Annotated in this window: 16 protein-coding genes and 1 pseudogene; 4 read left to right on the top strand and 13 right to left on the bottom strand. The window is 73.7% G+C overall.

What is annotated here, in order from left to right:
• Window positions 1–220 precede the first annotated feature (220 nt).
• The 3 genes from ABT345_RS32925 to ABT345_RS32935 all read right to left on the bottom strand — a co-directional run bounded on the left by ABT345_RS32925 (window position 221) and on the right by ABT345_RS32935 (window position 3,423).
• Complete coding sequence (locus ABT345_RS32925; RefSeq protein ID WP_345083972.1) at window positions 221–850, bottom strand: MBL fold metallo-hydrolase; 630 nt, start codon at window positions 848–850, stop codon at window positions 221–223.
• Complete coding sequence (locus ABT345_RS32930; RefSeq protein ID WP_345083974.1) at window positions 850–1,935, bottom strand: S-(hydroxymethyl)mycothiol dehydrogenase; 1,086 nt, start codon at window positions 1,933–1,935, stop codon at window positions 850–852. Before ABT345_RS32930 ends, ABT345_RS32925 begins: the two co-directional genes overlap by 1 nt.
• A 159-nt stretch (window positions 1,936–2,094) precedes the next feature.
• Window positions 2,095–3,423, bottom strand: a complete 1,329-nt coding sequence (locus ABT345_RS32935) for an enolase C-terminal domain-like protein (protein ID WP_345083976.1) — start codon at window positions 3,421–3,423, stop codon at window positions 2,095–2,097.
• Window positions 3,424–3,814: 391 nt separating this feature from the next.
• Here ABT345_RS32935 and ABT345_RS32940 point away from each other — a divergent pair, with 391 nt between their 5' ends.
• Complete coding sequence (locus tag ABT345_RS32940; RefSeq protein WP_345083978.1) at window positions 3,815–4,648, top strand: HAD family acid phosphatase; 834 nt, start codon at window positions 3,815–3,817, stop codon at window positions 4,646–4,648.
• Window positions 4,649–4,673: 25 nt separating this feature from the next.
• Here ABT345_RS32940 and ABT345_RS32945 read toward each other — a convergent pair whose 3' ends face one another.
• The 4 genes from ABT345_RS32945 to ABT345_RS32960 all read right to left on the bottom strand — a co-directional run bounded on the left by ABT345_RS32945 (window position 4,674) and on the right by ABT345_RS32960 (window position 9,090).
• Window positions 4,674–5,831 carry an FHA domain-containing protein gene (locus tag ABT345_RS32945; RefSeq protein WP_345083980.1) on the bottom strand — a complete coding sequence of 386 codons (1,158 nt, stop codon included), beginning with the start codon at window positions 5,829–5,831 and terminating at the stop codon, window positions 4,674–4,676.
• 4 nt (window positions 5,832–5,835) lie between these two features.
• Window positions 5,836–7,698, bottom strand: a complete 1,863-nt coding sequence (locus ABT345_RS32950) for a serine/threonine-protein kinase (RefSeq protein WP_345083982.1) — start codon at window positions 7,696–7,698, stop codon at window positions 5,836–5,838.
• 120 nt (window positions 7,699–7,818) lie between these two features.
• Window positions 7,819–8,724: a ribonuclease Z gene (locus ABT345_RS32955; RefSeq protein ID WP_345083984.1), complete on the bottom strand. Its 906-nt coding sequence runs from the start codon at window positions 8,722–8,724 to the stop codon at window positions 7,819–7,821.
• A 6-nt stretch (window positions 8,725–8,730) separates the two neighbouring features.
• Window positions 8,731–9,090 (bottom strand): histidine triad nucleotide-binding protein, encoded by a 360-nt coding sequence (locus tag ABT345_RS32960; protein ID WP_345083986.1) that lies wholly within the window; start codon window positions 9,088–9,090, stop codon window positions 8,731–8,733.
• A gap of 266 nt (window positions 9,091–9,356) precedes the next feature.
• Here ABT345_RS32960 and ABT345_RS32965 point away from each other — a divergent pair, with 266 nt between their 5' ends.
• On the top strand, window positions 9,357–9,785 hold the full coding sequence (locus tag ABT345_RS32965) for an OsmC family protein (RefSeq protein WP_345083988.1): 429 nt from the start codon (window positions 9,357–9,359) through the stop codon (window positions 9,783–9,785).
• Window positions 9,786–9,845: 60 nt separating this feature from the next.
• Here the strand turns inward: ABT345_RS32965 and ABT345_RS32970 are convergent, their stop codons facing one another.
• The 4 genes from ABT345_RS32970 to hrcA all read right to left on the bottom strand — a co-directional run bounded on the left by ABT345_RS32970 (window position 9,846) and on the right by hrcA (window position 14,043).
• Complete coding sequence (locus tag ABT345_RS32970) at window positions 9,846–10,589, bottom strand: 16S rRNA (uracil(1498)-N(3))-methyltransferase (protein ID WP_345083990.1); 744 nt, start codon at window positions 10,587–10,589, stop codon at window positions 9,846–9,848.
• Window positions 10,586–11,680, bottom strand: coding sequence for a nitronate monooxygenase (locus ABT345_RS32975; RefSeq protein ID WP_345083992.1), 1,095 nt, complete (start codon window positions 11,678–11,680; stop codon window positions 10,586–10,588). The genes ABT345_RS32970 and ABT345_RS32975 overlap by 4 nt, the downstream gene beginning before the upstream one ends.
• 209 nt (window positions 11,681–11,889) lie before the next feature.
• Window positions 11,890–13,026: a molecular chaperone DnaJ gene (dnaJ, locus tag ABT345_RS32980; RefSeq protein ID WP_345083994.1), complete on the bottom strand. Its 1,137-nt coding sequence runs from the start codon at window positions 13,024–13,026 to the stop codon at window positions 11,890–11,892.
• On the bottom strand, window positions 13,027–14,043 hold the full coding sequence (gene hrcA / locus ABT345_RS32985; protein WP_030283805.1) for a heat-inducible transcriptional repressor HrcA: 1,017 nt from the start codon (window positions 14,041–14,043) through the stop codon (window positions 13,027–13,029).
• Window positions 14,044–14,226: 183 nt separating this feature from the next.
• Between hrcA and ABT345_RS32990 the strand changes: the two genes are divergently transcribed.
• Together ABT345_RS32990 and ABT345_RS32995 are read left to right on the top strand one after the other, a co-directional pair.
• Window positions 14,227–14,949 carry an MBL fold metallo-hydrolase gene (locus ABT345_RS32990; RefSeq protein ID WP_345083997.1) on the top strand — a complete coding sequence of 241 codons (723 nt, stop codon included), beginning with the start codon at window positions 14,227–14,229 and terminating at the stop codon, window positions 14,947–14,949.
• A 51-nt stretch (window positions 14,950–15,000) separates the two neighbouring features.
• Complete coding sequence (locus ABT345_RS32995; protein ID WP_345083999.1) at window positions 15,001–15,834, top strand: DUF3097 domain-containing protein; 834 nt, start codon at window positions 15,001–15,003, stop codon at window positions 15,832–15,834.
• Here ABT345_RS32995 and ABT345_RS33000 read toward each other — a convergent pair.
• Both ABT345_RS33000 and hemW read right to left on the bottom strand, forming a co-directional pair.
• Window positions 15,812–16,241: pseudogene (locus ABT345_RS33000) on the bottom strand (Uma2 family endonuclease). The gene ABT345_RS32995 and the pseudogene ABT345_RS33000 overlap by 23 nt on opposite strands.
• 127 nt (window positions 16,242–16,368) lie before the next feature.
• Complete coding sequence (hemW, locus tag ABT345_RS33005) at window positions 16,369–17,601, bottom strand: radical SAM family heme chaperone HemW (protein ID WP_345084001.1); 1,233 nt, start codon at window positions 17,599–17,601, stop codon at window positions 16,369–16,371.
• Window positions 17,602–17,628 lie beyond the last annotated feature (27 nt).

Genomic DNA, 17,628 nt, shown 5'->3' on the forward strand with positions numbered 1-17,628 from the left:
CGAAGACCGCGGGCAGGGCGGCGGCCAGCCACGGCAGCGCGTTCGGCGTCGGGGCCGTGGGCTCGGCGGGCAGGCGGAACTCGGTGCGTTTGTGTTACGGACTGCTCCGCTTTACGTCCGTAACACCACCCCCGACCCCACCACCTTCTCGCCGTGTATGGGCTTCGGGTGGTTGTGGCGGGCGTCGGGGCCGATCGGCCGGCGCCCGCCACTGCCGGGCTCAGTGGCCCCGCTTCACCCATTCGTCCAGGTGCGGGGACTCTTCGCCGATCGTGGTGGTGTTGCCGTGGCCGGTGTGGACCACGGTTGGCGCCGGGAGGGGGAGCAGTCGGTCGCGGATCGAGTTGATGATGGTCGGGAAGTCGGAGAACGAGCGGCCGGTGGCGCCCGGGCCGCCCTGGAAGAGGGTGTCGCCGGTGAAGACGGCGCCCAGGCCCGGTGCGTACAGGCTGACGGCGCCCGGTGCGTGGCCCGGTGTGTGCAGCACCGTCAGATCCGTACCGGCGATGGTCAGGACCTGGCCGTCGGACAGCTCGCGGTCGGGCGGGGTGCCGGGGTGGGTCTGCTGCCACAGCGGCAGGTCGGCGGGGTGGAGGTGGATCAGCGCGCCGGTGCGGGCCGCGAGGGCGGGGGCCGCGTCGATGTGGTCGTTGTGCGCGTGGGTGCAGACGATGGCGCGCAGGGTGCGGCCGCCGAGTGCGGTGAAGATCGCGTCGGCGTCGTGGGCGGCGTCGATGACGATCGCCTCCTCGTCGTCCCCGACGATCCAGACGTTGTTGTCGACGTCCCAGGTGCCGCCGTCGAGGGAGAAGGTGCCAGAGGTGACGAGATGGTCGATGCGGGCGGCCATCAGAGCGTCACCACCGAACGCAGCACATCGCCCGCGTGCATCCGCTCGAAGGCCTGCTCGACGCCGTCGATGCCGATGGTCTCGGTGACGAAGGCGCTCAGGTCGATGCGGCCCTGCTGGTGCAGGTCGATCAGCATCGGGAAGTCGCGGGACGGCAGGCAGTCGCCGTACCAGGACGACTTGAGGGAGCCGCCGCGGCCGAAGACGTCCAGGAGCGGCAGTTCCAGCTTCATCTCGGGGGTCGGGACGCCGACGAGGACGACCGTGCCGGCCAGATCGCGGGCGTAGAACGCCTGCCGGTAGGTCTCCGGGCGGCCGACCGCCTCGATGACGACGTCCGCGCCGAATCCGCCGGTCAGCTCGCGGATCGCCTCGATGGGGTCGGTGGTGCGGGAGTTGACGGCGTGGGTGGCGCCCATGGTGCGGGCGGTGTCCAGCTTCCGGTCGTCGACGTCCACCGCGATGATCTTCGCGGCGCCGGCCAGCCGGGCGCCGACCACCGCCGCGTCGCCGACGCCGCCGCAGCCGATGACCGCGACGGTGTCGCCGCGGCCGACGTTGCCGGTGTTGATGGCCGCGCCGATGCCGGCCATCACACCGCAGCCCAGCAGTCCGGCGACGGCGGGCGAGACGGCCGGGTCGACCTTGGTGCACTGGCCGGAGGCGACCAGCGTCTTGTCCGCGAAGGCGCCGATGCCCAGCGCGGGCGTCAGCTCCGTGCCGTCGGTCAGGGTCATCTTCTGCTTCGCGTTGTGGGTGTCGAAGCAGTACTGCGGACGGCCGCGCAGACAGGCCCGGCACTGGCCGCACACCGCGCGCCAGTTCAGGACGACGAAGTCGCCGGGGGCGACGTCGGTGACGCCCTCGCCGACGGACTCCACGATCCCGGCGGCCTCGTGGCCGAGCAGGAACGGGAAGTCGTCGTTGATGCCGCCCTGCTTGTAGTGCAGGTCGGTGTGGCACACCCCGCACGCCTGGATCTGCACCACGGCCTCGCCGGGTCCGGGATCCGGCACCAGGATGGTCTCCAGCCGGACCGGTTCGTTCTTCCCCGGCGCGATGACGCCGCGCACTTCCTGTGCCATGGGACAGCCCCTCTCAAAGATCACGTACGGGACCACTGTGGCGTACCGCCACCGAGCCGTGCCACACCGTACGCGGGGCGGGCGGCCGTCCGCAGGACCGGGGCACGATCGATGACCCGGCGTACGCGAACGGGCGCGGGCCTCCGGGGCCCGCGGCCGTCACCAGCGGGGCACGGCCGGGACGCGCCAGGTGGGGTCGGCGCGGCGCATGGCGGCGGCGTCGTCGCGGGAGCGCAGGGCGCCGTCGTCGCCCTGCCAGCGGCGGTGCAGCGCGGCGAGCCGGTCGCGGTCGAGGGTGACGCCGAGGCCCGGCGCGTCGCCGACCGTCAGCGCGCCGTCGCGGAAGACGAGCCGTTCGGTCAGGACGTCCTCGGTCTGCCAGGGGTAGTGGGTGTCGCAGGCATGATCGAGGCGGGGGACGACGGCGGCGGCGTGGGTCATCGCGGCGAGGGAGATGCCCAGGTGGGTGTTGGAGTGCATGGACAGGCCGACCCCGAACGTGGTGCAGAGCGCGGCGAGTTCGCAGGTGGCGCGCAGTCCGCCCCAGTAGTGGTGGTCGCAGAGGACGACCTGCACGGCTTCCCGGGTGAACGCCTCGGGGATCTCCTCGAAGGTCGTCACGCACATGTTGGTGGCGAGCGGCAGCGGCGCCGCGCTCCCGGCGCGCAGCGCGGCGGCGATCTCGGCCATCGGGCCGGTCCCGGACGCGGGGTCCTCCAGGTACTCCAGGGTGTCGCCGAGCGCGGCGGCGACGCGCAGCGAGGTGGCGACGGACCAGGCGCCGTTGGGGTCGAGCCGCAGCGGCTTGCCGGGGAAGGCGGCGGCGAGGGCGCGGACCGCGGCGATCTCCTCGTCCGGCGGGAAGACGCCGCCCTTGAGCTTGAAGGAGCCGAAGCCGTACGTGTCCGCGAGGCGGCGGGCCTGGGCGACGACGCCGTCCGGGCCGAGGGCCGCGCCCCAGTCGTCGGCCTCGCCGGCGCCCTGGGGGTGCGCGGCCCAGCGGTAGAAGAGGTAGGCGCTGTAGTCGACGCGGTCGCGGACCTTGCCGCCGAGCAGCGCGTGGACGGGCAGCCCCGCCGTCTTCCCCCAGGCGTCCAGGCAGGCCACCTCGACGGCGGAGACGACGGAGCGGCGCAGCTTGTCGGCGGTGCGGACGCCCCGGAGGCCGGCGGCGTCGACGGCGCCGGGCCCGGTGGCGTCCGGGGAGTCGCCGCAGACGCGGGCGGCGAGCAGGGGCAGCGCGTTCAGATCGGTGACCCGGTGGCCGGGCAGGGCGTCGGCGAGCGGCCGGGCCAGATCGAGATAGGCGGTGTCGCCGTAGGTCTCGCCGACGCCGGTGACGCCGCCGCCGGTGACCACCTCGACGATCAGCCGCGGCGTGTACGGCTGGTGGACTCCCTGGGTGTTCAGCAGCGGCGGATCGGCGACCAGGATCGGGGTGAGCCGGACCTCGGTGACGGTGAGGTCGTGAGCGGGGGTGGCGGCCAAGGGACGCACTCCTGTCTCCAGAGGGACGGCGCCAGGCGACGGCGCCGCGCATGTCCGTGGACATACCCGTGGACATACCCGTGGACATGTCCGTGTATGTGGATGGTGTCCACGGATGGGAAGGGAGGGTAGGAGGGCGGCTCGGGGGCGTCAACGGGGCCCAACGGGACCTTGGGGGCGCGGAGTCGGACGGTGCACGCCCCACGTCTGTCCCGGCACGCCCCGATGCCCGCCGCCCGGCCGGGCCGCAACTCGCCCCTCTTTGCCAATCGTTGAATCTCCGCGCGTAGATCCCACGGCGCGCCTCTGTTACATCTACCTGGGCCGGGCGTGACCTGCCCGGAGCCGCGCGGCCCCGCGCGGAACCCCCCACTCCCCGAAGGAGCCGCGCATGCCCCGCTCTTCCCTGTCCCGCCGCGTTCCGGCCGCCCTCCGCTCCCGCCGGGTCCGGGCCGGCGCCGCGACCGCCGCCGCGCTCGTCGCCGGCACCGCGGTCTTCGGCGCCGGCCAGGCCACCGCGGAGCACTCGGTGCCGCGCAGCGACAAGGAGATCCCCAACCTCACCCTCGTCCAGGACCGGATCAAGGCCTACTACGGCGACACCGTCACCGCCGACGGCGAGCACTACGCCTCCCCGAAGAGCAACTACGCCCGCCAGGTCCGCTCCATCGAGGCGAAGGCGCGCACCTACCTCACCCGTGCGCTCGCCCGGCAGGACGCCCCCGCCGACAAGGGCCGCGCCAAGCCCGCCATCGTCCTCGACATGGACGACACCACGCTGCTGACGTACAACTACGAGCTGCGCGAGGGCTTCCGCTTCACCGAGAAGAGCCAGGACGAGTACCTCGCCTCGACCGACATGGACCCGGTCTTCGGCATGGACCGGCTGGTCAACTGGGCGCACTCCAAGGGCGCCGAGGTCTTCTTCCTCACCGGGCGCAAGGAGGCCCAGCGGGAGTGGAGCGTGCGCAACCTCAAGAACGTCGGCTACGACGTCCCGCTCGACCGCGGCCACGTCTATCTGAAGGACAAGGAAAACCCTCCGGCGTACCTGCCGTGCGGCGCCGGCTGCACCACGGTCGAGTACAAGTCGGGCACCCGCAAGCACATCGAGTCGCTGGGCTACCGCATCGTCGCCAACTTCGGCGACCAGTACAGCGATCTGCGCGGCGGCTTCGGTGAGCGGACGTTCAAGCTGCCGAACCCGATGTACTACCTGCCGTGACGGACGCGGGAGTGACCGGCGCCGGTCACTCCCACCGCGTCTCGGCGCGGGCGGACGCCTCCGGCACCTTCCGGGCCGCCCGCTGCCAGGCCGCGGCGATCTCGGCCGGATAGCGGCGGGCGCTGCGGGTGAGCCGGACACCGGGGATCAGCTCGACCACGTCGTTGACCCGCAGCAGCGCCGGCGTCCCGCCGCTCAGCTCCGTCCACTCCCGGGCGCCGTACGGCAGCAGCAGGCTGCCGTGGGCGCTGAGGTTGCGCAGCCGCAGGGCGCCCGCCGCGTCGACGGTGACCTCGACGTGGCGGCGGCTGACGCGCTCCAGCAGCCGCCGCGGCAGCACGTCGTGGAGCGCGATGCCCGCGGCGCCCGGCGCCCGGCCCAGCACCGCCGTGGTGCCGGCGTCGAGGGTCACCCGGTGCACGCACGCGTCGTCGGCCATCACCTTCAGCTGGGCGACTCCGGTGCGCGGCCCGTCGTCGGTGAGCGGTGTGTGGTGCAGTTCGCAGACCGGCACCCCGCGCCGCATCACCGGGAGGCGTACGGCGTGGCCGCGGCGGCTGTCGTAGAGCGTGCAGCCGCGCTCCGGGCAGCGCCAGGAGCGCTTGACGACGGCGGTGAGCGGACGGCGGTGGCGGCCCGCCAGCAGGCCGTGCGCCTTGAGGTCGGACTCCTCGATCTTCCGGGAGATCTGCGCGGGGGTGCGGACGCCCATGTCGCGCGCGTACAGCTCGACGGAGCGGTCCGGCCCCGGCCGCATGCCGAGGAATTGGGTGGTGTTGCCCTGGATCCAGGGGTGGACGAGCCGGAAGTCCTTGAAGTCGTCGCCGGAGACGACCGGCAGGCCCGTCACATCGGCGAGGTCCAGCAGCGGTTCGTCGGCGTCCGGCACCTCCGTGACCAGGCCCTGGCCGATCCAGTCGGCGAGCAGCCGCGGTTCGGCCCGGTCGGCGTACTCGTGCGGGGCGTGGCGCAGGCTGCGGTCGGCGAGGGCGTGGACCCGCACCTCGCGGTCGCTGGTGCGGTGCGCCAGCGCCTCGACGACCAGCCGCAGCCGGTCCAGGGAGCGCGGCCGGCGGTCGCCGAAGCGGTCGTCGCGGACGACGTTGGAGAGATCGATCAGTGCGTCGGCGTCCCGGGCGGTGGGGGCGAGGTGGCGGACGAGGTCATCGAGGCGGCGGGACATCCGGCTATCCCTTCTTCCAGACCGTCAGCCGGGTCTCGACGTCCGGCAGATCGCCGTCGTGCGTCGGCGTGACGGCGGTGACCTTGAGCATCGCGAGATTGTGCTGGTCGGTGACGGTGCACAGCAGCGTGCCGACCGGGATGGTCTTCGCGAACTCCTGCTCGTCCACCGAAGAGGGAAGGGCGTTGGACTGCGCGCCCTCCAGGCACTTCTCGGGCGTCTCGCCGGCGCCCTTGCCCATCGTGGTCCGGAACTCCCAGCGGTCCTTGAGGACGTCGCCGATCTCGATCTCGTCCGCGTCGTAGTCGACCTCCCCGCCGGTCACCCGGGGTACGTCGAGGTCGACACCCGTGGAGTTCGAGTCGCGCGGCGCCCGCAGCGCGAACGGGCGGTCCTTGACCAGCACCTTGTACGCGGGCTCCGGGGAGTGGGTCGGATCGCCGGTCGGCGTCGGGGTCGGCGTCGCCGTCGTCGGGTCGTTGGTCGGCGTCGGCCCCGGGTCCGGCTGCCCGTCCGGCAGCATCGCCTTGACCGTCACGACGCCCAGCACCACCAGGACGACCGCGGCCACCGCCATGAGCGCGTGCTTCCACGGTCCGCCGAGCGCACCGCCGGACGCGGGCGGCGCCGCGGGCCCCTGCCCGTACGCGGGACCGGCGTCCGGGCCGTACCCGCCGCCGTACCCCTGGGTCCCGCCGCCCTGGCCGTAGGCGGGCCCGGCCCCCGGCGGATACCCGGAGCCCGCCCGCGAGGTGTGCCCCGGGCCGGGCGGGGGCGGCGGGACGGTGGTGCGATCCGCCGTCTCGGCGTCGAACGGCGGCCGGGTGGCTCCGGCGGACGTCGCGGCGCCCGGCGGCCGGGTCTCCCGGTCGGCCTCGGCGGTCGCGCCACCGGCCGGACCGGGCTCGGGCTCCGGCGGATGGGTGGCGGCCCGCTCCCGCCGCTCGATCGCGGCGGTCAGCGGGGCGGGCAGCCAGCCGTCGGTGTCCCGCAGCGGGCGCCCGGCGCCGCGCTCGCACAGGGCGATCAGCTCGTCGGCGGTGATCCGCTCCGCCGGGTCCACGGCCAGCGCGCGGCGCAGCAGCGGCTGGAGGGTGTCCGGGTAGCCGGAGAGGTCCGGCGGCCGGACCGCGCTGTTGGCGATCTTCGCGGCGACCGTCATCCAGCCGCCGTCGCCGTACGGGTGCCGCCCGGTCGCCGCGACCGCCGCGATCAGCCCCAGCGCGAAGAAGTCGCCCGCGGGCCCCACCTCCTCCCCGAGCGCGTGCTCCGGAGACATGAAGTGCGGGGTGCCGATCCGGCCACCGACGCTGGTCAGCTGGGTGGCGTCGGCGGCGCGGGCGATACCGAAGTCGATGACGTACGGGCCGGACGCGGCGAGCATGATGTTGCTGGGCTTGAGGTCGCGGTGGACGACCTCGGCGGCGTGGATCGCCGCCAGCGCCCGCGCGGTGCACCCCACCAGCTGGAAGACGGCGGGCAGCGGCAGCGGGCCGTACTCCGCGAGCGCGGCGTCCAGCGGCACACCGGGCACGAACTCCGAGGCGATCCAAGGGAGTTGGCCCGTGGTGTCGTGGTCCACGACCGGCACGAGGTGGTAGCCCTGCACCCGGCGGGCGGCGCGCACCTCCTGCTCGAAACGGAGCCGGAACCCTGCGTCGCGGCGGTACTGCGGCAGGATCAGCTTGAGCGCCACCGGCTGCCCGCCGCGGGTCCGCGAGAGATAGACGGTGCCCATACCGCCCTCGCCGACCCGGCCGAGCAGCCGGTATCCGGCGATCTCGCGCGGGTCCTCGGGCAGCAGCGGTCCGATGGCGGCAGCGGCGTGCGTATCGATGACGGCCTCCCCCTGTGCCGCGACGGCCACGGCACAGGCCCCCGGCCGTGCCCGCGCCCCCGCGGCGGCTTTCGCTCCACTCGTCCGCCGTCCATCTCAGCACATCGAACGGGGAGATCCCAGCCGCCCGGGCGCCCAACCCCTGTGCGCTCAGCGCCGCTTGGGCACCGGCACCCGCATCAGATCGCGGGCCACGGTCAGCTCGCCGGTGAATCCGGCGTCCCGCGCCTGCCGTTCGAAGGCCGCCGGGTCGGAGTAGCGCTGCGAGAAGTGCGTCAGCACGAGGTGGCGCACCCCCGCGTCCGCCGCCACCTTCGCCGCCTGGCCCGCCGTCAGATGCCCGTGCTCGGTGGCGAGCCGTACGTCCTCGTCGAGGAAGGTCGACTCGATGACCAGCAGGTCCGCGCCGTCGGCCAGCGCGTACACACCGTCGCACAGCCGGGTGTCCATGACGAACGCGAACCGCTGCCCGCGCCGCACCTCGCTCACCTCGTCCAGCCGCACCCCGCCCAGCTCCCCGGCGCGCTGGAGACGGCCGACGTCGGGCCCGGCGATGCCGTGCGCGGCGAGCCGGTCCGGCAGCATCCGCCGGGCGTCCGGCTCGACCAGCCGGTAGCCGAACGACTCGACCGGATGCGACAGCAGCCGCGCCTGGAGCGTGTACGCCGCCGTCGTCGCCAGCACCCCGTCCGCCGCGACCGGCTGCTCCGTCAGCCGGACCGTCTCGCGGTACGCCGTGGAGTAGCGCAGCCGGTCGAAGAAGCGCTGGCCGCTCGCCGGGTAGTGGGCGGTGACGGGGTGCGGCACCCGGTCGAGGTTGATCCGCTGGATCACCCCGGCGAGGCCCAGCGAGTGGTCGCCGTGGAAATGGGTGACACAGAGCCGGTTGAGGTCGTGCGCGGCGACCCCGGCGCGCAGCATCTGCCGCTGGGTGCCCTCACCCGGGTCGAACAGCAGGCCCTCGCCATCCCAGCGCAGCAGATAGCCGTTGTGGTTGCGGTGTCGGGTCGGCACCTGGCTGGCGGTGCCGAGGACGACCAGTTCGCGTACGGACACGGCTGCTTATCCGGGGGGCCACTGGAGGCCGCGGCCGCCGAGGACGTGCAGATGGGCGTGGAAGACGGTCTGGCCCGCGCCGGCACCGGTGTTGAAGACGACCCGGTAGCCCGTCTCCTCGATGTCGTCCCCGGCGGCGACCGTCCGGGCCTCGCGCAGTATGTCGGCGATGACCTGCGGCTCGGCGGCGGCGAGGGTCGCGGCGTCCGGGTAGTGGACCTTGGGGATCACCAGGACGTGGGTCGGCGCCTGGGGGTTGATGTCGCGGAACGCGACGATGGTCTCGGTCTCGTGGACGATGGTCGCCGGCACCTCCCCCGCCACGATCTTGCAGAACAGGCAGTCGGCCTGCGGTTCTCCCGCCACCGGTGGCTCCTCCCGGGTCATCGGCCGCCCCGCCCGCCGGAGCGCGAGGGCCGCGCCGTGGCCGCCCTCGTCCCGTCCCGGCGTACGCGGCGGACGCCGTACGCACCCTGCGTACGCCCTCGGATGCTACCGGCCCGGCACCCCGTACGGCCGGGTGGGCCGACCACGCCGGGTCCGGGCCGCGCGGACCGTCCGCGCGGCGGCCCGGCCTCTAAGCTGACCCCGCACAGCCCCCTTTTCGCCCACGAACCGGGAGTGAACGCACCATGGCCACCACCCGCACCGCCACCACCCACTGGGAGGGCAGCCTCCTCCAGGGCAAGGGCAAGGTCTCCCTGGACTCCTCCAAGGTCGGGACCTACGACATCAACTGGCCGGCCCGCGCCGAGCAGCCGAACGGCGTCACCAGCCCGGAGGAGCTGATCGCCGCCGCCCACTCCGCCTGCTACTCCATGGCCTTCTCGCACGGCCTGGCGGGACAGGGCTACACCGTCGAGGACGTCGACACCCGGGCCGATGTGACCTTCCAGCCGGGCGAGGGCATCACCGCCATCGCGCTGACCGTCAAGGCGCGCGTCCCGGGCCTGTCGCAGGAGGACTTCCAGGCGGCGGCGCAGGACGCCAAGGCCAACTGCCCGGTCAGCCAGGCGCTGAAGGGCGTCAAGAACATCACCCTCACCGCCGAACTGGTCTGACCCATGCGGACGGGCCGGACCCGCGGCACCACCGCCCGCGCCGCCCGGCCCGTCCGCCCGTCAGCTCCAGCGGCCGGTGCGCCCCAGCAGCAGCGCCGTCGCGGCGGTACCCGCCGTGGAGGTGCGCAGCACCGTCGGGCCCAGGCGGTACGGAGCGGCGCCCGCCGCCGCGAACGCGGCCAGCTCGTCCGGCGCGACCCCGCCCTCGGGGCCGACGACCAGCACCACCGAACCGGACGCGGGCAGCTCGGCGGTGGCCAGCGGGGTGGCGCCCTCCTCGTGCAGCACGGCCGCGAAATCAGCCGCCGCCAGCAGCTCGGCCACCTGCTTGGTGGTGTGCGCCTCGCCCACCTCGGGGAAGGTCAGCCGCCGCGACTGCTTCCCGGCCTCCCGGGCCGTCGCCCGCCACTTGGCCAGCGACTTCGCGGCCCGCTCACCGCGCCACTGGGTGACACACCGCGACGCCGCCCAGGGGATGACGGCATCGACGCCGGTCTCGGTCATCGTCTCCACGGCCAGCTCGCCGCGGTCGCCCTTGGGCAGCGCCTGGACGACGGTGATCCGCACCGGCGGCGCGGGCTCCGTCCGCACCTCGGCCACCGCGACGGTCAGCCGGTCCTTGCCCTCGGCCGCCGCGACCGTGCCGTACGCGCCGGTCCCGGCGCCGTCGGTCAGCACCACGTCCTCACCGGCCCGCAGCCGCCGCACCGACACCGCGTGCCGGCCCTCGGGACCGTCCAGCACCAGCGTGCCGCCGGGCCGCGCGCCCGCCAGCGAATCCACCACGAAAACCGGCGCCGTCATCTCTCGTCCCTCATCTTGCGACCGTTCAACTTCTCGTATGCCGCGTCCAGTTCGGACGCCAGCAGCGCCACCAGCTCACCAGCGGGCAGCTCCCGCGCCAACCGGTGCCCCTGCCCGGCCCACAGCGCCATGCCCTGGGTGTCACCCGCCCGCGCGGCCGCCTTCCGCAGCCCGGCGGTCAGATGGTGCACGGCCGGATAGGCGGCCGGGGCGTACGGGCCGTGCTCCCGCAGGAAGCGGTTGGCCAGGCCCCGGGCCGGGCGTCCGGTGAAGGCGCGGGTCAGCTCGGTGCGGGTGAACAGCGGGTCGGTCAGCGCCTGCTTGTGCAGCGGGTGCGCACCGGATTCGGGGGTCGCCAGGAAGGCGGTGCCCAGCTGGGCCGCCTCGGCACCGGCGGCGAGCACCGCGGCGATCTGCGCGCCGCGCATCAGCCCGCCGGCGGCGATGACCGGCAGCCGCACCGCCTCGCGGACCTGCGCGATCAGCGTCAGCAGACCGAGCGGGGCGCCGGTGCCGTCGGCGTGCGGATCGTCCCGGTGGGTGCCCTGGTGGCCGCCCGCCTCGGCGCCCTGCGCACACACCGCGTCGGCACCCGCCGCCTGCGCCGCCCGCGCCTCGTCCGGCGTGGTGACCGTGACGACGGTGTACGTACCGACCGCGGCGAGCGAGGCGAGCACCGCGGGCGAGGGGCAGCCGAAGTGGAACGACACCACCGGCACCGGGTCCTCGCGCAGCACCGCCAGCTTCGCCTCGTAGCCGTCGTCCGAGCCGCCGTACGGATCGACCTCGCCGAGCCCGGTCTCGTACCACGCGGCCTCGCCGGCCAGCTGATCGCGGTAGACCTCGACGGCGGCCGTGTTGGCGAGTTCGGGCTGCGGGAGGAAGAGGTTGACGCCGAAGGGACGGCCGGTCAGTCCGCGCAGCCGCTTGATCTCCTGGTACATGCCGTCGGCGGTCTTGAGCCCGCCGGCGAGGAAGCCGAGCCCGCCGGCCTCACCGACGGCGGCGACCAGCTCCGGACCGGAACCGCCGCCGGCCATCGGCGCCTGCACGATCGGATGACGGCAAAGAGCGGTCAGCGCGGTGGACATGGCCACATCGTGTCATGCCCCGCGCACCGCACCGAAACGGGCGGAGCCGCCCGCCGCGACGGACGAGCGGGACCGGCCACCGGCCGCCAAACGCGTGTGGGGCCCGGGGAAAATCCCCGGGCCCCACACGCGTAGATCTATGGATCGCCTACCGCCCGTCGGCCGTGCCGCCCCGGGGGACACCCCCCGGACCCCCGGCCGATACGCGCCTACCGCCCGTTGAAGGCATCCTTCAGGCGGGAGAAGAGCCCCTGCTGCCCCGGCTGAAACTGGCCCGTGGGGCGTTCTTCACCACGGAGCTTGGCCAGCCGCCGCAGCAGCTCTTCCTGCTCGGGATCGAGCTTGGAGGGGGTCTGGACCTCGACGTGGACGATCAGGTCGCCGCGGCCGTTGCCCCGCAGATGGGTCACGCCGCGCTGGTGCAGCGGGATCGACTGACCGGACTGGGTGCCGGGCCGGACGTCGATCTCCTCCATGCCGTCCAGCGTCTCCAGCGGACACTTCGTGCCCAGCGCCGCCGCGGTCATCGGGATGGTGACCGTGCAGTGGAGATCGTCGCCGCGCCGCTGGAAAACGGGGTGCGGCTGCTCGTGGATCTCGACGTAGAGGTCGCCGGCGGGACCGCCGCCGGGGCCGACCTCGCCCTCGCCCGCCAGCTGGATGCGGGTGCCGTTGTCGACGCCCGCCGGGATCTTGACGGTCAGCGTGCGGCGCGAGCGGATGCGGCCGTCGCCGGCGCACTCCGGGCACGGCGTCGGCACGACCGTACCGAAGCCCTGACACTGCGGACACGGCCGCGACGTCATGACCTGGCCGAGGAAGGACCGCGTGACCTGCGAGACCTCACCGCGGCCGCGGCACATGTCGCAGGTCTGCGCGGAGGTGCCGGGGGCCGCGCCCTCACCGGTGCAGGTGGTGCACACGATGGCGGTGTCGACCTGGATCTCCTTGGTCGTCCCGAAGGCCGCCTCGTCCAGCTCGACATCGAGACGGATCATCGCGTCCTGGCCGCGCCGCGTCCGCGAGCGCGGACCGCGCTGCGAGGAGGCGCCGAAGAACGCGTCCATGATGTCGGAGAAGTTGCCGAAGCCGGCGCCGAAGCCACCGGCCCCGCCACCGCCGCCGGCCTGCGAGAGCGGGTCGCCACCGAGGTCGTAGACCTGCTTCTTCTGCGGGTCCGACAGCACCTCGTAAGCGGCGTTGATCTCCTTGAACCGCTCCTGGGTCTTCGGATCCGGGTTCACATCCGGGTGCAGCTCACGCGCCAGCCGCCGGAAAGCCTTCTTGATCTGGTCCTGCGAGGCGTCGCGGCCGACACCGAGGACCGTGTAATAGTCCGTGGCCACTTACGACTCCGCCAGGATCTGTCCGACGTAACGTGCCACTGCGCGTACCGCTCCCATCGTTCCGGGGTAGTCCATGCGGGTCGGTCCGACCACGCCGAGTTTGGCGACTGCCTCGTCGCCCGAACCGTAGCCGACCGCAACCACCGACGTGGACGCAAGTCCTTCATGGGCATTCTCATGCCCGATTCGTACGGTCATGCCCGAGTCCTTGGCCTCCCCGAGCAGTTTGAGCAGCACCACATGCTCCTCAAGGGCCTCCAGCACCGGCCGGATCGTCAGCGGGAAGTCGTGCCCGAAGCGGGTGAGATTGGCGGTACCGCCGATCACCAACCGCTCCTCGGTCTCCTCCACCAACGTCTCCAGCAGCACCGACAGCACCGTCGAGACCGTGCCGCGGTCCTCCTGCTCGAAGGAGTCCGGAAGATCCTGCACCAATTGCGGCACATCCGCGAACCGGCGCCCCACGACCCGGCTGTTGAGCCGGGCCCGCAGATCCGCCAGCGACGCCTCGCCGAACGGCCCCTGACAGTCGATCAGCCGCTGTTCGACGCGCCCGGTGTCGGTGATCAGGACGAGCATCAGCCGCGCCGGGGCCAGCGCCAGCAGCTCGACATGGCGGACGGTGGACCGCGTCAGCGACGGGTACTGCACCACCGCGACCTGCCGGGTCAGCTGCGCCAGCAGCCGGACCGTGCGGCCCACGACGTCGTCCAGATCGACCGCGCCGTCCAGGAAGTTCTGGATCGCGCGGCGCTCCGGGCTGGAGAGCGGCTTGACGCCGGCGAGCTTGTCGACGAAGAGGCGGTAGCCCTTGTCGGTGGGGATCCGGCCCGCGCTGGTGTGCGGCTGGGCGATGAATCCTTCTTCCTCCAGGACCGCCATGTCGTTACGGACCGTGGCCGGGGAGACGCCGAGCCGATGGCGCTCGGTCAGCGCCTTCGAGCCGACCGGCTCCTCCGTGCCGACATAGTCCTGGACGATGGCACGCAGCACCTCCAGCCTGCGTTCACTGAGCACCGTGCACACCTCCAGTCCCGCCGTCCTCCGGCTTCCTCGCCTGGCACTCCACCGGTCCGAGTGCCAGTACCGCTCCAGTGTACGGCCGGGTCGCACCGGCGGGGCAAGGGTCTCGCGTGCGACACCGGCCACTCCCCCGTCATCCACCGGGCGACGCCACCGCGCTACCGATAGCGTCTCGGCATGCGTACGACGTGGGAAGAGGCGGGCTGGGAACGGCTCGGCGACGGCATCGCCCGCCGCCGGATGCCGGGCTGGGACGAGACGGTGGGCGCCGTCGCGGGGTCGGACGGGGTGCTGCTCGTCGACACCGGCGCCACCCTGCGCGACGGCGCCGAACTGCGGCTCGCCGTCCGCCGGGTGCTGGGCCGTGACGTGACGCACATCGCGCTGACCCATCCGCACTTCGACCACGTCCTGGGCACCGCCGCCTTCGCCGGGGTGCAGGTCTTCGCCGCCGCCGGGGCGGCCGAGCTGATGGCCCGCGGGCGGGAGGCGCTGCGGGAGGACGCGGTGCGCCACGGCGTCGACCCGAACGCCGCCACCGACGCCGCCGACATCCTGGTGCTGCCGCACCACGGCGTGCACGGCGAGCTGACCGTCGACCTCGGCGACCGGCAGGTGCTGCTCGCCAACGTCGGCCCCGGCCACACCGCGCACGACCTCGCGGTCCTCGTCCCGGGCCGGGGCGCGGGGCCCGAGATCGTCTTCTGCGGCGATCTGGTCGAGGAGTCCGGCGAACCGTCCGCCGGGCCCGACGCCCTCGGCCGGCAGTGGCCCGCCGCCCTGGACCGGCTGCTGGCGCTGGGCGGCGAGGAGGCGCGGTACGTCCCCGGGCACGGCGCCGTGGTCGGCGCCGCCTTCGTCCGCGCCCAGCGCGACGCGCTCGCCGCCCGCTTCGCCTGAGCCGCCCGTATCCGTCACCCGACCCGTCACAGAACAGGCACAACCGACACCATGCAGAGCAAGCGCTACAGCCCCGACCTCACCCCGCCGTGGAAGAAGCAGCGGCCCGCGCCCGAGGTGGCGGCGGAGAAGGACCTGGTGGTCGAGGAGGTGACCACGGGGTTCTGCGGGGCGGTGATCCGCTGCGAGAAGTCGGCGCAGGGGCCGACGGTCACCCTGGAGGACCGGTTCGGCAAGCACCGCGTCTTCCCGATGGAGCCGCGCGGCTTCCTGCTGGAGGGCGAGGTCGTCACGCTCGTCCGGCCCCGGGGGCCGGCGGCGGCGAGCGGTCCGGCGCGGACGGCGTCGGGCTCGCTGGCGGTGCCCGGTGCGCGGGCGCGGGTCGCGCGGGCGGGCCGGATCTATGTGGAGGGGCGGCACGACGCGGAGCTGGTCGAGCGGGTGTGGGGCGACGACCTGCGCATCGAGGGCGTCGTCGTGGAGTACCTGGAGGGCATCGACGATCTGCCGGAGATCGTCGATGCCTTCTCCCCCGGACCCGACGCGCGCCTCGGCGTCCTCGTCGACCATCTGGTGCCCGGTTCGAAGGAGTCCCGGATCGCGGCGGAGGTGAGCGATCCGCATGTGTGCGTGGTGGGCCATCCGTACATCGACGTGTGGGAGGCGGTGAAGCCGTCGTCGGTGGGGATCGCGGCGTGGCCGGCCGTCCCGCGCGGCCAGGACTGGAAGACGGGCGTGTGCCGGGCGCTGGGCTGGCCGGAGAACACCGGCGCCGCCTGGCAGCGGATCCTGTCGGGCGTGCGCAGCTACAAGGACGTGGAGCCGGCGCTGCTGGGGCGGGTGGAGGAGCTGATCGACTTCGTCACGGTCGGCGGTGCCGCCTGAGCGGCGGGAGCGTGCCGAAATCCTTGGTTTCCAGCTCGATGCCAAGTGCCTCCAGCGGCACCGGCTCGCCGAACTTGCTGATCCGCTGGACCGCGTAGGTCCACGCTGGTCCTGGAGACGACCTCCACGAGCATCGTGACCGCCTCGGCCGGCAGGAGCCGTCCGGCCCGCGGTCCGGCGCCGCGTTCCAGCACCACGAGATCGGGCACGGGTTGGCTGTGTTCGCCCGGAATGCCGACGTCCTGGGTCTGGACGCGATGCCACCGCCGGCGCGGAATGCGGTCCATGGTGTCCTCGACAATCCCGTTGTGGACCAGATCCAGCCCCGCCGTCAGCAGGATCTCCCCCCGAAGAAGCTCGGCCCGCACCCCTTCGGGAGCCTCGAAGTTCTCGAAGAACTCCGCCATCCGGCGGTCATCCACAGTGGCCCTCCCCGGAACCCGCGCCGGCTGTCGCCGCGGGCACGGCGACAGCCGGGACGCAGCGTAGGACTCCGGTCCGGGTGGGAATCGCACGATTCACCCCGGAGAGTGATCAGTCCACCAGATCCCGCACCACCGCGTCAGCCAGCAGGCGTCCGCGGAGTGTCAGCACGGCGCGGCCGGCCTCGTACGGGGCCTGTTCCAGGAGGCCGTCGGCGAGCGCGCGGGCGGCGGCGCGGGCGCCCGCGGGGGCGAGGAGGTCCAGGGGGCAGCCATCGGCGAGGCGGAGTTCCAGGAGGATGCGCTCGACGCGGCGGTCCTCGTCGGCGAGGAGTTCGCGGCCGGCGCCCGGGGAGCGGCCCTCGGTCAGGGCCTGGGCGTAGGCGCCGGGGTGCTTGACGTTCCACCAGCGGACGCCGCCGACGTGGCTGTGGGCGCCGGGGCCCGCGCCCCACCAGTCGGCGCCGGTCCAGTACAGCTCGTTGTGGCGGCAGCGGGCGGCGTCGGTGGTGGCCCAGTTGGAGACCTCGTACCAGCGGAAACCGGCGGCGGCGAGGCGTTCGTCGGCGATGAGGTAGCGGTCGGCGTGCACGTCGTCGTCGGTCATCGGGACCTCGCCGCGGCGGATCCGGCGGGCCAGCTGGGTGCCCTCCTCGACGATCAGGGCGTACGCGGAGACGTGGTCGGGCCCGGCGCCGAGCGCGGCGTCCAGGCTGGCGCGCCAGTCGTCGTCGCTCTCGCCCGGGGTGCCGTAGATCAGGTCGAGGTTGACGTGCTCGAACCCGGCGGCGCGCGCCTCGGCGACGCAGGCTTCGGGGCGGCCGGGGGTGTGGGTGCGGTCGAGGATCTTCAGGACGTGCGGGCGGGCGCTCTGCATGCCGAAGGAGACGCGGTTGAAGCCGCCCTCCCGCAGCCCGTCGAGGTAGCGCGGGTCGACGGTCTCCGGGTTGGCCTCGGTGGTGATCTCGGCGTCCGGGGCGAGGCCGAACTCGTCGCGGATCGCGGCGAGCATCCGGCCGAGGTCGGCGGCGGGCAGCAGGGTCGGGGTGCCGCCGCCGACGAAGACCGTCTCGACCCGGCGCGGGTCGTCGCCGAGCACCTTGCGGGCGAGCCGGACCTCCGCGACGAGGTGGTCGGCGTAGGTCTCCCGGGAGGCGAGGGCGCCGCCGGGGCCGCGCAGCTCGCTCGCGGTGTAGGTGTTGAAGTCGCAGTAGCCGCAGCGGGTCGCGCAGTACGGGACGTGCAGGTAGAAACCGAGCGGGCGGCCGGCGGCGCCGGTCAGCGCGGCGGCGGGCAGCGCCCCGTCCCCGGGCATCGGCTCCCCATCGGGCAGTGCGGAAGGCATGGGGCCCATTGTCCGTCATCCGGGGGC

Origin of the sequence: Streptomyces sp. NPDC000404 (assembly GCF_040300365.1) — a bacterium.
GTDB lineage: Bacteria > Actinomycetota > Actinomycetes > Streptomycetales > Streptomycetaceae > Streptomyces > Streptomyces ramulosus.

Coding starts and splice junctions, on each gene's coding strand:
- ABT345_RS32925 (WP_345083972.1), bottom strand. CDS start 850: ATGGCCGCCCGCATCGACCATCTCGTCACCTCTGGCACCTTCTCCCTC.
- ABT345_RS32930 (WP_345083974.1), bottom strand. CDS start 1,935: ATGGCACAGGAAGTGCGCGGCGTCATCGCGCCGGGGAAGAACGAACCG.
- ABT345_RS32940 (WP_345083978.1), top strand. CDS start 3,815: ATGCCCCGCTCTTCCCTGTCCCGCCGCGTTCCGGCCGCCCTCCGCTCC.
- ABT345_RS32945 (WP_345083980.1), bottom strand. CDS start 5,831: ATGTCCCGCCGCCTCGATGACCTCGTCCGCCACCTCGCCCCCACCGCC.
- ABT345_RS32965 (WP_345083988.1), top strand. CDS start 9,357: ATGGCCACCACCCGCACCGCCACCACCCACTGGGAGGGCAGCCTCCTC.
- ABT345_RS32970 (WP_345083990.1), bottom strand. CDS start 10,589: ATGACGGCGCCGGTTTTCGTGGTGGATTCGCTGGCGGGCGCGCGGCCC.
- ABT345_RS32975 (WP_345083992.1), bottom strand. CDS start 11,680: ATGTCCACCGCGCTGACCGCTCTTTGCCGTCATCCGATCGTGCAGGCG.
- ABT345_RS32990 (WP_345083997.1), top strand. CDS start 14,227: ATGCGTACGACGTGGGAAGAGGCGGGCTGGGAACGGCTCGGCGACGGC.
- ABT345_RS32995 (WP_345083999.1), top strand. CDS start 15,001: ATGCAGAGCAAGCGCTACAGCCCCGACCTCACCCCGCCGTGGAAGAAG.
- hemW (WP_345084001.1), bottom strand. CDS start 17,601: ATGCCTTCCGCACTGCCCGATGGGGAGCCGATGCCCGGGGACGGGGCG.